Source organism: Acidovorax sp. JHL-3 (assembly GCF_000526295.1).
In the GTDB taxonomy this organism is placed as follows: Bacteria; Pseudomonadota; Gammaproteobacteria; order Burkholderiales; family Burkholderiaceae_C; genus Acidovorax; species Acidovorax defluvii.
In genome coordinates this window covers 3,130,051-3,145,518 of record NZ_JAFU01000001.1, presented here as the reverse complement: position 1 = coordinate 3,145,518, position 15,468 = coordinate 3,130,051, and the positions used below count along the sequence as shown (strand labels likewise).

Here is a 15,468-nt window from a genome sequence, read left to right as displayed (position 1 = left end):
TGCGAGCCACCATGGTCGAGAGCCGCCCGATGAGATCGCCGCCGTCCAAAGCCAGGCTGGCCCGTCAGGACGATCTGGGCGTCGTTCAGCTGGGCTGGCTAGCGGCGGCCGTGTTCGTTGTCTCGGCCGGGTACGGCGCGTTGATGCCCTTGATTCCCGACTGGCTGCGCCCTCTGATGGGTGACGCCGACCCAGCGGTGCTCGCGCGCCATGTCGGCTACCTCAGCGGCATCTACACGGCCGGGATACTTGTGGGGGCGCCACTGTGGGGCGTGCTGGCGGACAGGCTGGGACGCGCCCGCGTGCTGTTGGTCGGGCTGGTCGGCTATGTGGCGAGCCTGCTTCCGCTGCTGCGCCCCGAATCTGTGGGCGTGGTCGGCATCTATGCGCTGCGCGGCGCTGCGGGCTTCTTTGTCGCCGCAGTCGTGCCCGTGGTGCCGGCGCTCGTCGCGCAGTACACGCCGCAGGCGATACGCGCCAAGCGCTTCGCATGGTTGGGCGCGATGTCGTTGCTCGGGTTCCTGTTCGGACCCGGCCTCAACGCCGTCGCGGATCGCCTTGCCGGCTTGGGCGTCTTCGCCGCCCTCGTGCAGGGGTCATCGACCAAGCTCGTGATCGGACTCTCGGCCGCGCTGGGTGCGTTGATGATGCTGGGCCTGGCCGCCACGCTTCCCGCGCCGTCCAGCACTCTGGATGCGGGCCCGAGCGATGACGACGGCCCGCCCGAGAGCCGGTCCTTCACGCTCTGGCTGCTCAATGGCGTGGTCATGTTCGTGCTCGCCGGCTTTGAACTCGGCATCGTGCTGCAGGGCCAGCGTCATCCCGAACTCACGTCGCGCGAGGTGTCGTGGATGTTCGCCGCATGCAGCCTGGTGATGTTGGGCGTCAACGCGGTCCTGTTTTTCACCGGCTTGCTTGAGCGCGCTGATCCCCGTCGCATGTTGGCTGCCGGCATGGTCCTGGGTATCGCGGGACTCGCGGTGCTGGCTCGCCATGGCAGCGAGACCTGGATGTACGTTGGCGTCAGTTTCACAGCGGCGGGCACCGGTATCGTGCTGCCGACCGTTGCCTACCTCGCCGCAGGCTCCGCACGTCGGCGGCTCGGAACCGCGATGGGCGGCCTAGCGGCAGCAGCCGGCTTCGGGCAGACGCTTGGATCGGCAGTCGCCGGCTGGCTGTTCGGCACCGTCATGCAGAGCAGCTTCGCATGGCTCTCCATCCCGCTCGTGGCCACCCTCGCATTCTTGCTGATTCCCCGGCAGTGGTGGCCAGCGAACCCGGCCCTGCTGACAGCTTCACCTTCCTCCACTTCACCCACCTCCACGGAGACCGAACCATGAGACTTATCCTGACGACCCTGCTCGCAGCGCTTGCCCTGTCGCTGAGCGGATGCGGCTACAACGACTTCCAGCGGTTGGACGAACAGACCAAGTCTGCCTGGTCCGAGGTGCTGAACCAGTACCAGCGGCGCGCAGATCTGATACCGAACATCGTCGCGACGGTGAAAGGAGAGACCAACTTCGAACAAGAGACGCTGACCCGGGTCGTCGAAGCGCGCGCCAAGGCCACCTCGATTCAGGCTACTCCGGAACTCGTCAACAACCCCGAGGCGTTCCAGAAGTTCCAGGCGGTGCAGGGCGAGCTGTCCGGCGCGCTGAGCAGGCTGCTGGTCGTGAGCGAGAACTACCCGCAGCTCAAAGCCAACCAGGCCTTCCAGGAACTGCGCGCGCAGCTTGAAGGCACCGAGAACCGCATCACCGTGGCCCGCGGGCGCTATGTGAAGGTGGTGCAGGACTACAACGTCCTCACGCGCAGCTTCCCGACCAACATCACGGCCAAGGTGTTCAGCTACGACGTCAAGCCGAACTTCTCCGTCGCCGACGAGAAGGCGATGGCCACGCCGCCCCAGGTCGACTTCGGCGCCTCGGCACCGGCGGCGCGCCCCTGACATGAGCACGCTGAGAACAGCGGTGCCGTACCCGGCCGCCCACCTGCGCCTGGCCCGCATGTTGGCCTGGCTGTTGCTGAGCCTGTTCCTGGTGGTCGCGTCCGCGCAGGAACTGGTAGCTATTCCGCCGCTGCAGGCGCGTGTCACCGACCTCACGGGGACGTTCGCCGCCGATCGGATCGCCTCGCTGGATGCGCAGCTTCGTGCCTTCGAGGAACGCAAGGGCGTGCAGATCGCGGTGCTGATGGTCGGCTCTACGCGGCCAGAACCGGTCGAGCAGTACGCCATGCGGGTGGTCGAACAGTGGAAGCTCGGCCGCCGCAAGGTGGACGATGGCGCACTGCTGCTGGTTGCCAAGGAAGATCGTGCCGTGCGCATCGAGGTTGGCTACGGCATCGAGGGCGCGCTGAGCGACTTGGTGGTGCGGCGCATCATCGACGAAGTAATCACGCCGCGCTTTCGCCAGGGCGATTTCGACGGTGGCATCGCGGCAGGCGCCGAACAGATCATGCGCGTCGTCGACGGCGAAGCCCTGCCTGCGGCGGATCCACGGTGGCAAGGCCGGACCAACGACATCGGCCAGGCCTGGCCCTTCCTGTTCATCGTGGCTTTGATGCTGGGCGGATTGCTGCGCAACGCGCTCGGCCGGGTCCCTGGCGCCGTGGTCACAGCCGGGGTATTGGGTGCTGCGGCGTGGCTGGTGGTGGGCACGCTCGCGGTAGCCGCGATGGCCGGATTGGCGGGGTTCTTCGTCACGCTGCTAGGCATCGGCATGGGCGGCCACGGCGGCATGCATGGGCACCATCGGGGTGGTGGGTGGCCTGGTGGCGGATTCGGCGGCGGCGGAGGAGGATTCCGCGGCGGTGGCGGTGGCTTTGGTGGCGGTGGCGCCTCAGGACGGTGGTGAGATGAACATTCAACGACTTCTTCGCCACCTTGCCACCACCGGCCGCGCGGTACGCCGCGCCTTCCCGCCGCGCACTCTGGACGCCATCGAGCAAGCCATCCGTGCGGGAGAGTCCCAGCATGGCGGCCAGTTGCGCTTCGTGGTCGAGGGCGCGCTGGATGGATCGCCGCTGTGGCGAGACCAGTCGCCGCGCGAGCGAGCGCTGGACCTGTTCGCCCGTATGGGCGTATGGGACACGGCGCATAACAGCGGCGTGCTCATCTACGTGCTGCTGGCCGATCGGGCGGTGGAGATCGTGGCCGATCGCGGCATCCACGCCTGTTGCGGTGCCGACATGTGGTCAGGTGTGTGCCAGCGCATGGAAGCCCAGTTCGCGCAGGGGCGCTTCGAGGCCGGTTCCATGGAAGGCATCACCGCCGTCAGCCATCTGTTGATGCAGCACTTTCCGCGCGACGCGGGCGACGGAAACGAGTTGCCCGATCGGCCAGTTCTTTTTTGAACGACAACATCCTTGGAGACTTTCCATGCAACTTCAGTTTCTGGGTGCCACGGGCACCGTGACCGGTTCGAAATACCTCCTGCGCCATGGCGACTCGACAATCCTGGTGGACAGCGGCCTGTTCCAGGGCTTTAAGCAGCTGCGGCTGCGCAATTGGGAGCCGCTGCCGGTCGCGCCCAAGACGATCGATGCTGTCGTGCTCACCCACGCCCACATCGATCACAGCGGCTACCTGCCGCTGCTGGCGCGGCAGGGTTTTCGCGGGCGGGTCTATTGCACGTCCGCGACGCATGAGCTATGCAAGATACTGCTCACCGACAGTGGTCATTTGCAGGAAGAAGAGGCGAAGTTCGCCAACCGCTACGGCTTCTCCAAGCACAAGCCCGCGCTGCCGCTGTACACGCGGGAGGATGCCGAGCGCTGCCTGAAGCTTTTCTCACCGCGTCCGTTCGCCGAGGCCTTCGAAGCTCTGCCCGGACTCACAGCCCGGCTGGAGCCCTCGGGGCACATGCTCGGCTCCGCCTTCGTGCACCTCAGCGATGGGCAGCGGTCGGTGCTCTTCTCCGGCGACATCGGCCGCCCGAACGACCCGGTGCTGCGCCCGCCGGTGCAGGTTCCGGGCGCAGACTACCTGCTGGTGGAGTCTACCTACGGCAACCGCAAGCATGAAGAGACTGACGCGCTGGAAAAACTGGAGACCGTGATCAATCAGACCGCCGCCCGCGGCGGTGTCGTGGTCATCCCCGCGTTCGCGGTCGGCCGCGCCCAAAGCCTGATGTATGGCATCTACCAGCTCAAGAAGCAGGGCCGCATCCACCACCTGCCGGTGTACCTCGACAGCCCGATGGCCATCGATGCGACGCAGCTGTATCACGCCCACCGTGACGAGCATCGGCTCTCGCCCGAGGAGTGCGAGGGCATGTGCCACGCCGCGAAGATCGTCAACAAGGTCGAGGAGTCCAAGGCGCTCAGTGCCAGCCGCGGCCCGATGGTGATCATCTCCGCCAGCGGCATGGCCACGGGTGGCCGGGTGGTTCACCACCTGAAGTCCTTCGCACCCGATCGGCGCAACACGATCCTGTTCGCCGGCTACCAGGCGGGTGGAACCCGCGGCGCGGCGATCCTGCATGGTGCGTCCACCGTTCGCATCCATGGCGAAGACGTGCCGATTCGCGCCGAGGTGGCCTCGCTCGACAACCTCTCCGCCCATGCCGATGCCGACGAGATCATCGCGTGGCTGCGCGGCTTCACGCAAACGCCGCGCCGCACGTTCGTGACGCACGGCGAGCCCGAAGCGGCCGATGCGCTGCGCTCGCGGATCGACCATGAACTCGGCTGGGCGGTCTCGGTGCCCGACTACCTGCAGACCGTGGAGCTTGCATGACAGCGCAAATGCATGAAGCCGGCCGCACCAAGGAGGCCGGGAACAGGCTGCAGGCGTGGCGCACGGGCATCGACACCTATCAGGAGCCGGTGGTCTACATGCGGCGCGATTGCCCGGTCTGTCGATCGGAGGGTTTCACGACCCAGGCGCGCGTGCAATTGACGGCCGGCGGCCGAAGCATCGTGGCGACGCTCAGTGTCGTCGACGGTGATTGGCTGGCCGAGAACGTCGCCGGTCTGTCCGAGTCCGCGTGGGCATCGCTGGGTGCGCAGCCGGGTGAGCCGGTCGCGGTCACCCATGCGCCACCGCTGGATTCGCTCAGCCATGTCCGGGCCAAGGTCTACGGCAACTCCGTTGGCGACGCCCAGTTCGGCGCGATCATCTCCGACGTCGCGGCGGGCCGTTACTCGGACCTGCACCTCGCCACCTTCATCACTGCCTGCGCGGGCGATCGCCTCGACCTGGCGGAGACGGTCTCGCTCACGAAAGCCATGATCGCCGTCGGCGAGCGCATCGATTGGGGCCGTCCGCTGGTAGTGGACAAGCACTGCGTCGGCGGCCTGCCTGGGAATCGCACGACCCTGCTCGTGGTGCCCATCGTGGCCGCCTGCGGCCTCACGATGCCCAAGACCTCCTCGCGCGCCATCACCTCACCGGCCGGGACGGCCGACACGATGGAGGTGCTGGCACCGGTCAATCTGGATGTGCCGAGCATGCGACGCGTGGTCGAGCGCACGGGCGGCTGCATCGTGTGGGGCGGCTCGGTCCGGCTCAGCCCCGCCGACGACATCCTTATCCGTGTCGAGCGGCCACTCGATCTCGACAGCGAAGGGCAGCTCGTGGCCTCGGTCCTGTCCAAGAAGGCCGCTGCGGGTTCGACCCATGTGCTGATCGATCTGCCCGTGGGCGCCACCGCGAAAGTGCGCAGCGCACACGCCGCGGCGTCGCTCGGCCGGCGCCTGCAGGAGGTGGGTGGCGCCATAGGCCTGCAGGTGTTCTTGCGCGTCACCGACGGCGAACAGCCGGTCGGCCGCGGGATCGGCCCCGCACTGGAAGCACGCGACGTGCTGGCCGTCCTGCAGGGTAAACCCGAGGCCCCGGCCGACCTGCGGGAGCGGGCGCTGCGGCTGGCGGCGGACATTCTCGAAATGGGCGGCGCGGCGCCGGCCGGCGGCGGCCTGAAGCTCGCCACCGAGGTGCTGGCCGATGGCCGGGCCTGGGCCAAGTTCCAGGCAATCTGCTCTGAGCAGGGCGGCCTTCGAAGCCTCCCGATGGCGGCGCATCTGCACACCGTCGAATCGCCGGCCACGGGCCGTGTCACCCGCATCGACAACCGCCTGCTCGCGCGGGCGGCCAAGCTCGCCGGTGCGCCGACCGCCCCGGCCGCCGGCATCGATGTGCACGCGCGCCTTGGCGATCGCGTCGAAGCCGGACAGCCGCTGTTCACGCTGCATGCCCAGGCACCAGGCGAACTGGCCTATGCCCTGGAGTTCGTCCGCGCGCGCCCACCGATCTTCCAGATTTCAGAGAACGCATGAAACCACTCATTTTTCACCTGCCAGGCGACGAGGCCTTCGCCGAAGGCCTCGCCCGCGCGTTGCGTGCGGAGCGGGCCACCCTGCAATTGCACCGGTTTCCGGACGGCGAGTCGCTGGTGCGGCTGGACGCCGACGTGACGGGCCGCACCGTCGTGCTCATGGCCAGCCTGGCACAGCCCGACGCCAAGGCGCTGCCCCTGCTGTTCGCGGCAGACGCTGCACGCGACCTCGGTGCCACACGCGTACTGCTGGCAGCGCCCTACCTGGCGTACCTGCGCCAGGACCGGCGCTTCAACACGGGCGAAGCGATCACGTCCCGAACGTTCGCTGCGCTGGTATCGACGGTGTTCGATGGCGTCGTCACCGTCGACCCCCATCTGCACCGCTACCACTCGCTCGGCGAGATTTACCGTGTGCCCACGCGCGCCGTGCAGTCCGCGCCCGTCATCGCGGCCTGGGTCGCGGCGAACGTGGAGCGCCCAGTGCTGATCGGCCCCGACGCCGAAAGCGAGCAATGGGTCCAGGAAGTCGCGCGGGGGGCCGATGCACCGTTTACCGTGCTGCAGAAGATTCGCCGGGGCGACAAGGACGTGGAGGTCAGCCTGCCCGACACCTCGGCCTTGGCAGGCCGCCAGCCCGTGCTCATCGACGACATCGTGTCCAGCGCGCGCACGATGATCCAGGCCATCGCGAGCGTGCGCCGCGTCGGATTGCCGCCGCCGGTGTGCATCGGTGTGCATGCGCTCTTTGCCGCCGATGCCTATGACGCGCTCCTCGCGGCGGGCCCCCAGCGGGTGCTGACCTGCGACACCGTGCCGCATGCCTCCAATGGCATCAGCGTGGTGGAACCGCTGGCGGCCGCGGTTCAGGACCTGATCGAGGCCAGCGCCACATGAGCGACGACCTTGTACGCCGCCCCTCCGCGCTGCGGCGGCTCTGGCTCCTGCTGGCCCAGGCAATCGCGATTGGCGCGGGTGTCATCATTGCTTGGCGGGCCTTCGGGCCGGCGCCTGTCCCTGTGACGCCCGACGTCGTGGCGGTACAGGAGGCGCCGCATGCGGGCGCCACTACCGGCTCGGCGCCTGCCACACCGAGCGCGATCACAGCCCGCCTGGAGGCGGGGTTTCGCGCCGCCGCCGCCAAGGCGTCCGCTTCGGTTGTGAACATCTACACCCGCAAGACACCTCCGCGCAGGATGCAGAACTGGTTGCGGCCCGATGGCGGCGATGAGGACGCCGCCCAAGGCGCGTCGAGTCTTGGGTCAGGCGTCATCGTCGCGGCCCAGGGCTATATCCTCACGAACAACCATGTCGTGGAGGGCGCCGACGAGATCGCCGTGATGCTGCCAGGCGAGAAGGTTGCCACGGCGCGCGTCGTCGGTATCGATCCGGAGTCGGACCTTGCCGTGCTGCGCGTCGAGGCCACGGGGCTGCAGCCCATCACCTTCGCTGATCCAGCATCGGTGCAGGTCGGCGACATCGTGTTGGCCGTCGGCGATCCGTTCGGGGTCGGCCAGACCGTCACGCAAGGCATTGTGAGTGCCACGGGGCGCAACCGCCTGGGCATCAACACCTTCGAGAACTTCATCCAGACCGACGCCGCGATCAACCCCGGCAATTCGGGCGGCGCGCTCGTCGATGGAAACGGCCATCTCGTCGGCATCAACACCGCCATCTACTCGCGCAGCGGCGGCTCCCAGGGGATCGGCTTCGCGATCCCGGTCAGCTTGGCACGGCAGGTGATGGAGCAGATCATTGCCACCGGCCGCGTGCGCCGGGGCTGGCTGGGGGTGAGCGCCCGCGACGTGATCCACGAGGCCACCGGTGCCACCGGGGGCGCCGCACTGGTGGCGGTGCAGCGCGGCGGGCCTGCCGATCGCGCCGGGCTGAGGCCCGGTGACACGGTGCTTGCGATCAACGGCAAGGAGATCCCGGACACCGCCGGCCTGATCGGCGAAACAGCCGCGGTCGCACCGGGCAGCAACGCCCAATTCAAGATCCTGCGCGGCCGCGAGACGGTGACCGTACAAGTCGAACTCGGGCAGCGGCCCGCGGTCCGCAAGCCCTGAGCGCCGATGACGATGCTGCACGAAACCGTCGAGACCGGCCTGCTGCGCGCGCTGACCCGCGGGGCGGAGACGCGTGCCTTTCCCCTCATCGTGGCGGCCGTGGCCATGGCCACCACGCTGTCGATGACGATTCCGTTCGGAACGTTGCCCGTCGCTGCCGTGCTACTCGCCCCGCGGCGCTGGCGGAGCATCGCCGCGACCTCCAGCATCGGCGCGGCCATTGGCGCACTGGTCCTCTATCTCGTGTTTCATCACTTGGGCTGGAACCGTTTCTTCGTCGCCTACCCCGACGTGGTGCGATCGACGGCCTGGCGTGACGCCACGTCCTCGCTCGGCGGGTACGGCGTGCCCGCGCTGCTGGTCATTGCAGCGCTCCCGGTACCGCTGACGCCTGCCCTCATGTTCGCGGCAATCTCCCGGCTGCCGGTGGCCGAGGTTCTTCTGGCGCTCTGGTTGGGCAAGCTGGTGAAGTACACGCTCTATGCGTGGCTTGCATCTGCTTTCCCATCGCCCTGGATCCGCAGGGTCCAGGACCGGACGGCGACCCTGCACGCCGCGCTGAGCCGCGCCCAGGCGCTCGATCCGGGTTCGCAGCATCGAGCCGCACCGGGAACATCTCCGCCAGGACCGACAGATCGGCCACAGCCATGAACGCCATGACACCCACATTCAAGAGGAAATGACAGCGATGTGTTTTTCTGCACCAGCCAGTTTCACGGCAGCCGCGGTACTTCTGGGGACGGGGATCGTCACCGTGCGCCGGGTCCGCGCGTGGCGCGAAGTGCCTTACGCGGCCATCCCGTTGCTCTTTGGGATTCAGCAGCTACTCGAAGGCATGTTGTGGCTGACATTCCCCGACCGCGCGCCCTTGCTGAAGGTGGTGCTGACGCATCTTTATTCGTTCTTCTCGCACGTCCTGTGGCCGATCTACGTGCCGCTGGCCGCCCTGGCGCTGGAGACCGTTCCGTGGCGCCGTCGGGTTCTCGCGGGCATCGCGCTCGCAGGCGCGCTCGTCGGGGTGTACCTTTTGGTGATGCTGGTGCGACTGCCCATCACCGCGCGCGTGGTCGGCCAGCACATCTTCTACGACTCCCCGCACTTCTACGTCCTGACCACGATGGCCTTGTACCTGATCGGCACCTGCGCAGGTCTGATGGTCTCCAGCCACCGGCGCGTAGCGGCTTTCGGAAATGCGGCCTTCGTGTCCGCGGTCGCCGCCTATTTTTTTTATGCGACCTGGTTCATCTCGGTGTGGTGCTTCTTCGCCGGCGTCCTCAGCATCATCGTGCTGTGGCAGTTCCGTGAACCCCGAGCGAGGCTCGCCGTGCAATGACGGATCGTCCGGCCGGCTTCAGGCCCGCACTTGCCCACCACGTGCTCACGCCCCTGTACGACCGGGTGGTGGTGCTGACCACGCGCGAGCAAGCGTTCAAGCCGGCCCTCGTGGCGCAGGCGTCGATCCAGCATGGCCACGACGTATCGGACGCCGGATGCGGAACGGGGACGCTCGCCCTCCTTGCGGCCACCGCGTGCCCGCAGGCCCGTGTCACCGGGGTGGATGCCGACCCCGCCATCCTGTCGCTGGCCCGCCGGAAGGCGGCGAGCGTGGCGGCGCCGATCCGATTCGACGAAGGCCTGTCGACATACCTGCCTTACGGCGATGGCTCGTTCGATCGGGTCGTATCGAGCGTCTTCTTCCGTCACCTGGCGCACGCGGACAAACTGAAAGCGGCCCGCCAGATGCATCGCGTTCTGCGCGTTGGCGTTCAACTGCACTTCGCGGACCGGGAGCGCTCGCGCCGACCGATCAGCCGTACGGCGTTCTTCGCCGTTCAACTGCTCGATGGCTTCGAGACCACGCGCGACGCGGTCGCCGGTCACTTGCCGTCGGTGCTCGCGCAAGCAGGGTTTGCGCAGGTTGCCGAGACACGGCAATTCGTTGCCATCTTCCACATCCTGTCCCTGTACAGCGCCATCAAGGTTGCGCCATGACCGAGGACCATCGTCTTAGTGTTCTGTTCACCGACTTCGCACCAACGGACCAAGCGGCGATGCAGCAATGGCTTCCGGCCCACTGGCACGCGCACTTCGTCCAGCGCGAGCACCTGGTGGCGTCCGACACCGAAGATGGGGCGATCGAGGTCCTTTGCGTGTTCGTGCGCACGCGGGTGGACGAATCGGTGCTTCGCATGCTGCCGCGCTTGCGGCTCGTCGCCACCCGCTCCGCGGGCTTCGACCACATTGACCTGGAGGCGTGTCGAAAACGCGGCATTGCCGTCTGCCATGTGCCGGACTACGGGTCGGCCAGCGTCGCAGAGCATGCCTTTGCACTGTTGCTGGGCGTGACACGCCATCTGACGCAGGCCCACGAGCGGGCGCGCCAGGGCTCGTTCGCCTACCGCGGACTCACCGGCTTCGAGCTGGAAGGCAGGACGCTGGGCATCGTCGGCCTGGGCCGCATCGGACGCCACGTGGCGCGTATCGCCGTGGGGTTCGGCATGGACGTTCTCGCCTACGACCCCGCCTTCGCTGCTTCGGCTGCGCGCCCAGCTGGCGTGTCCCTCGTGACATGGGAGCAGGTCCTGCAAGGCAGCGACATCCTGAGCCTGCATGTTCCGGCCACCGAGGCCACGCGCCACCTCATCGACGCCCGGGCCTTCGCGCGCATGAAGCCTGGCGTGGTAGTGATCAATACGGCACGTGGAGCGCTGATCGACGAGGCCGCCTTGCTGCGCGCGCTGGACGACGGCAGTGTCGCAGCCGCCGGCCTGGACGTGCTGGAGCAAGAAGGCGCGCTGTCTCCCGAGGTGCCCACGGGCTGCGGGGGGCTCGGTTGCGATACCGGCTGGATGGCGTCCAGCCCGCTGCTGACCCATCCGCGCGTGCTCGTGACTCCCCACGTCGGTTTCAACACGACAGAGGCGATCGCGCGCATCTTCGACGAGACCATCTCGAACATCGCAGCCTGGCATGCGGGCCGGCTGCGCAACAGGGTGGATGAGCCGTGATGCGCCCTGACCGCTCCGTTTCTGCCGCGCGCCTTCCGGACCGTCCACCGCAACGCTCGGCGCTGCGCCGGGCGACGCAGATCGCAATGGCGCTGACCGGGTTCCTGCTCTGGGTGGCCTGGCACCGGGGACTCATGCGCTGCGACACGCACCGGGCGGCCGAGCGCTTTGCCCAAGTGCTGCAGCGATTGGGAACGACCTTCGTGAAGCTGGGCCAGCACCTCAGCCTGCGCGCGGACGTCCTGCCTCCCGATGCGCAACGGCCCCTGGCCAGCCTTCAGGCGCATGTGGCGCCGTTTTCTTCGGAACAGGCTGTCCAGGAGGTCGAGGCGGCCCTGGGCCGCCCTTGGCAAGAGGTCTTCGCACGCTTCGACATGCAGGCGCTGGCCGCGGCCTCGATCGCGCAGATCCATCGTGCGGCGCTGCCCGACGGGACGGAGGTCGTGGTGAAGATCCGCCGCCCTGGTGCGGCCGAGCAAGCCGAGACCGACATGCGCATCCTGCGCCGGCTGGTCCTGGCCATTCAGTGGTTCGTCCCCTCGCTGCGCCGCTGGGGTCTGGCGGCCATCGTGGACGAGGTTGCGGCGAACTTCCGCTACGAAATGGAACTGTCCCGGGAGGCGAGTTCCGTGCGACGTTTCGCCGACGCCTGGCGAGACTCTCCGGACATCGTGCTGCCCGACGTGGTGGACGAGCTGTGCACATCGACGGTGATGGTCCAGCAGTTCAGCCGCGGGGCCCACCTGCACGGTCTGCCGCCTGCCATGGGCGCGGCCGCTGCGGGCAAGCTCGTGGACAGCTACATCGTGCAGATCTTCCGCGATGGCTTCTTCCATGGCGATCCACACCCCGGCAACGTCTTCGTGATGGACGATGGCCGCATTTGCCTGCACGATTTCGGCATCGTGGGACGGGTCGACCGCAGCATGCGGCGCGCTTTGGTGGCGTTCGCGCTGGCCTTCGTCGAGCAGGATGCCGACTGGGTGGTCGACGCCTGGCTGGACCTGGGACTGGTCGGCGAGGGCACGGATCGGGCCGTCTTCGTGCCCGTGGTGCGCGCGCTGGTCGCGGACTGCGCAGAGCACCCGCTGAAAGACTGGTCGCTTTCCGATGCGCTCGCGCAGCTCGTGGCGGCCGGCCGGACCCAGGATGTCCGGCTTCCTAGAGACCTGCTGGTACTCACCCGCACACTGCTGCTGCTCGAAGGGACGGTACGCCTGCTCGCGCCGGACTTCTCCATCATCGAGGCCATCTCGCGCCACACGGCAACCGGCATATTCGATGAGCGCAAATTCGCGGCGTCGCAACGTCTGCCCTACGAGCTGGGAAACGCAGCCAACGCGCTGCCCACGCTGCTGGCGCGGCGCCTGCACAGCGTACTGCGGCAGCGTGAGTTGCTGCAACTGTCGATCAAGCCCGACGCCCGGATGCTGAGCGGTATCGACCGCCTCGGCCGCCGCATCGCCCTCGCGCTCGTGACGCTGGGCCTGTACATCGCGTCAAGCTTGCTGATGCAGCACGCCGTAGGCCCTCGCTGGGGCGACATGCCGGTGCTCGCGCTGCTGGGCTATGCGCTGGCGATCCGGTTCACGTTTTTCATTGCGCGCAGCCGTGGCTGACGCGTCTCATCAAGTCAGGAGCAAGGAATGAACAAGGTCAGAGTGGCGGTGAACGGGTACGGTGTGATCGGCAAGCGGGTGGCAGACGCGGTCGCGCTCCAGGAGGACATGGCACTTGCCGGCGTCGCAGACGTGGTGCACGACTATCGACTACAGGTCGCCGCGCAGCGCGGCTTCGCCATCCACGCGGCAACCTTTGAAGCTGAAGGAGCGATGCGCGCCGCAGGTCTTGCTTTGGCGGGCAATCTGGCAGAACTGCTCGCGAAGGCCGATGTCGTGGTCGACTGCACGCCCAAGAAAGTCGCTGCGGTCAACAAAGAGGTGTACGCCGCGGCCGGCGTGAAGTCGATCTTCCACGGTGGTGAGTCTCATGCGCTGACGGGGCACTCATTCGTCGCGCAAGCGAACTATGCGTCGGCCATCGGCCGCGAGTCCACTCGCGTGGTCTCCTGCAACACCACGTCCATCGTGCGAACGCTGGGGGCGCTGCGGACGGCCGGCCTGCTCAAGCGTGCACGCGGCACGCTCATCCGCCGCGCATCCGACCCCTGGGAAGCGCATGCTGAGGGCATCATTAACACCCTCGTGCCGGAGAAGGCGATCCCCAGCCACCAGGGACCGGACGCGAGGACCGTGATCCCGGACCTGGATGTGGTAACGATCGCGGTCAAGGCGTCCCACAACAGCAGTCACCTGCACACCTGGTGGGTCGAACTGACGAGGCCGGCAACGCGCGACGAGGTGCTGGCGGCCTTCCGTGCGGCACCACGGATCGCGTTCGTGCGTTCCTCGGATGGCCTCGTGGCACTCAACAGTACGGTGGAGCTGATGTCCGATCTTGGCCGCCCGCGCGGCGACATGTGGGAGGTCGCCCTGTGGGAGGACGTCCTCGCGGTAGATGGCGACCAAGCGTACTACACCTACCAGGTCTTCAACCAGGCGATCGTGATTCCCGAAACCATCGATGCGATCCGCGCGCTGAGCGGCATCGAGTCCGATCCGTCAGCGTCAATCGCTCGGACGGATGCCGCACTCGGCTTGCGGCACGACTTCATCCACGACCGCGACTAGGCGTCGATTCACGCTTGGGCGGTACATTCTGCCGCTGGTGCCGCTGGTGCCGCTGGTGCCTCGACGACCGTGCATCACAGCAGGTGCGATATCTCGTTCAACGGCTTTAGGCCTGAGCCGAATCTGCCGATCGCATCGCGATGCGCGCCAAGCTCGCTGTAGGGGAGGTAGCGAATTCCCAGCTCCGCCACCCGCGTGAATGCCGGCCGACGCAACTGGCTGCGGACATCCTCGCGGCGAGCGTCCGGCGCCACCAGGAACATCGATACGCCCGCTCCCAGTTCCGTTCCCAAGGCCAGGTCGAGCATGCGCACGATGCCGGAATAGATCGAGGTCGAGTGCTCGACCTCGAAGGCAGCGGCGACCTTCGAGCCGTCGGCCTCCACCCAAATGACGTCGATCAGGCGAACAGAGTCCAGACCGGCCCGGGCCTGCGCGGGGAGCTGCGTCAGACAGCCGTCTCCAAGGCGACCTCCCTGATAACTGCGCCCCTGATCGTTGGACGCAATCCAGACACCGTAGCCGAGCGACTTGCCCAGGTCGCGCAGCCATCCCTGAATGTCGGTGTGGGTCGCGTCGCTCTCGCGCTCCGCGGCCCAGCGTTTGTGGGCCGCGGCCGATTCCTCGCGCACCTTTTCGAGATCGGCCTCCCAGCCCTGGAGGGCGGCCGCATCGTCATCGCGCGGTGGCGCCGCGTACCGGCCCGAGCCGATGTCGAACAGCAGCCCAGCCAGTGCCCCCATGTCGTTCGACAACGCGTTGCGGTGCTGGGCATTGAGGCGAAGGCCGCCTTCGCGCATCGAGAGGTAGTGCTCCCACTTGCCGAGCTTGACGCTGCTGCCCGTGACCGCGTTGTAGCCCTTCACGATCGCGGTGTTGAACGGCATCACGATCGTGGGGTGAACGAAGTACAGGAGATTCGCCACGGCGGGGCCCAGACCCTTGATCTGACGAGCGTCGATCCGCCGTATTGCTTCGATCACTTCCTCTGCGCTGTTGCAGCAGTCGCAGGTGTGCAACAACCGGGCAAAGGCCTGTTGGTTGGTCGCGTTCTCGTAGATGTCGGGAATGCGCAGCTTGGGCTTCCACAGGAATGCATGGTCTGCCCCCTTGAAGATCTGGCGCTGCTCGGCCACCGAGCCGACCACCGTTTCGAGCGAGGAACCGCGGAATGCGCTACCGAAGGTGCCCGCATCGATGTCCTTGACCACCTGCGCCAGGCCGCGGCGAATCGAGCGGAAGTTCTTCAGCCGTTCTTCCCAAAGGAACCAGGTGTTGTAGGTGCTCAGCGGATCGGCTTTCCAGTGACCGATGAGAGTTTCAAGCGCGTGGGACATGGTCTCGATAAATGGGCGGGCACAGGGTTCCAATTGGACCACGGCCTCGTACCGATCGGCGCCGGAAACGACGTTATTCTTGTCCCTAT

General features: G+C 67.2%; 15 protein-coding genes. 14 read left to right on the top strand and 1 reads right to left on the bottom strand.

All coding sequences use genetic code 11. The features are described from left to right. Positions 1-11 precede the first annotated feature (11 nt). The 14 genes from K226_RS0114685 (at position 12) to K226_RS0114620 (ending at position 14,042) form a co-directional block, all read left to right on the top strand. Positions 12-1,340: an MFS transporter gene (locus tag K226_RS0114685; RefSeq protein ID WP_035241126.1), complete on the top strand. Its 1,329-nt coding sequence runs from the start codon at positions 12-14 to the stop codon at positions 1,338-1,340. Further along, entirely contained in the window at positions 1,337-1,948 is a 612-nt protein-coding gene (locus K226_RS0114680) for a LemA family protein (RefSeq protein ID WP_005795319.1), read from the top strand. The genes K226_RS0114685 and K226_RS0114680 overlap by 4 nt, the downstream gene beginning before the upstream one ends. A gap of 1 nt (position 1,949) precedes the next feature. Beyond that, positions 1,950-2,855 (top strand): YgcG family protein, encoded by a 906-nt coding sequence (locus K226_RS0114675; RefSeq protein WP_035241124.1) that lies wholly within the window; start codon positions 1,950-1,952, stop codon positions 2,853-2,855. Between the two features lies 1 nt (position 2,856). Continuing rightward, complete coding sequence (locus K226_RS0114670; RefSeq protein WP_024815532.1) at positions 2,857-3,354, top strand: TPM domain-containing protein; 498 nt, start codon at positions 2,857-2,859, stop codon at positions 3,352-3,354. Positions 3,355-3,379: 25 nt separating this feature from the next. Then, positions 3,380-4,738, top strand: a complete 1,359-nt coding sequence (locus K226_RS0114665) for an MBL fold metallo-hydrolase (RefSeq protein WP_005795326.1) — start codon at positions 3,380-3,382, stop codon at positions 4,736-4,738. Beyond that, a complete protein-coding gene (locus K226_RS0114660; protein WP_024815531.1) occupies positions 4,735-6,276 on the top strand; it encodes a thymidine phosphorylase family protein in 1,542 nt (513 codons plus the stop codon). Before K226_RS0114665 ends, K226_RS0114660 begins: the two co-directional genes overlap by 4 nt. Beyond that, positions 6,273-7,172, top strand: coding sequence for a ribose-phosphate pyrophosphokinase (locus K226_RS0114655; RefSeq protein WP_024815530.1), 900 nt, complete (start codon positions 6,273-6,275; stop codon positions 7,170-7,172). Before K226_RS0114660 ends, K226_RS0114655 begins: the two co-directional genes overlap by 4 nt. Beyond that, complete coding sequence (locus K226_RS0114650) at positions 7,169-8,344, top strand: S1C family serine protease (protein ID WP_011805857.1); 1,176 nt, start codon at positions 7,169-7,171, stop codon at positions 8,342-8,344. The genes K226_RS0114655 and K226_RS0114650 overlap by 4 nt, the downstream gene beginning before the upstream one ends. Before the next feature lie 6 nt (positions 8,345-8,350). Continuing rightward, positions 8,351-8,995: a VTT domain-containing protein gene (locus K226_RS0114645; RefSeq protein ID WP_024815529.1), complete on the top strand. Its 645-nt coding sequence runs from the start codon at positions 8,351-8,353 to the stop codon at positions 8,993-8,995. Positions 8,996-9,032: 37 nt separating this feature from the next. Continuing rightward, the gene (locus K226_RS0114640; protein WP_005794588.1) at positions 9,033-9,677 is read left to right on the top strand and encodes a DUF6629 family protein; all 645 of its coding nucleotides are present in this window, start codon (positions 9,033-9,035) and stop codon (positions 9,675-9,677) included. Next, the gene (locus tag K226_RS0114635) at positions 9,674-10,336 is read left to right on the top strand and encodes a class I SAM-dependent methyltransferase (RefSeq protein ID WP_005794590.1); all 663 of its coding nucleotides are present in this window, start codon (positions 9,674-9,676) and stop codon (positions 10,334-10,336) included. The genes K226_RS0114640 and K226_RS0114635 overlap by 4 nt, the downstream gene beginning before the upstream one ends. Next, complete coding sequence (locus K226_RS0114630; protein ID WP_024815528.1) at positions 10,333-11,352, top strand: hydroxyacid dehydrogenase; 1,020 nt, start codon at positions 10,333-10,335, stop codon at positions 11,350-11,352. Before K226_RS0114635 ends, K226_RS0114630 begins: the two co-directional genes overlap by 4 nt. 86 nt (positions 11,353-11,438) lie before the next feature. Then, positions 11,439-12,971 carry a 2-octaprenylphenol hydroxylase gene (locus K226_RS0114625; protein WP_024815527.1) on the top strand — a complete coding sequence of 511 codons (1,533 nt, stop codon included), beginning with the start codon at positions 11,439-11,441 and terminating at the stop codon, positions 12,969-12,971. 27 nt (positions 12,972-12,998) lie between these two features. Then, the gene (locus K226_RS0114620) at positions 12,999-14,042 is read left to right on the top strand and encodes a type II glyceraldehyde-3-phosphate dehydrogenase (RefSeq protein ID WP_005794597.1); all 1,044 of its coding nucleotides are present in this window, start codon (positions 12,999-13,001) and stop codon (positions 14,040-14,042) included. A gap of 74 nt (positions 14,043-14,116) precedes the next feature. Here the strand turns inward: K226_RS0114620 and K226_RS0114615 are convergent, their stop codons facing one another. After that, positions 14,117-15,379, bottom strand: coding sequence for a hypothetical protein (locus tag K226_RS0114615; protein ID WP_024815526.1), 1,263 nt, complete (start codon positions 15,377-15,379; stop codon positions 14,117-14,119). Between the last annotated feature and the right edge of the window lie 89 nt (positions 15,380-15,468).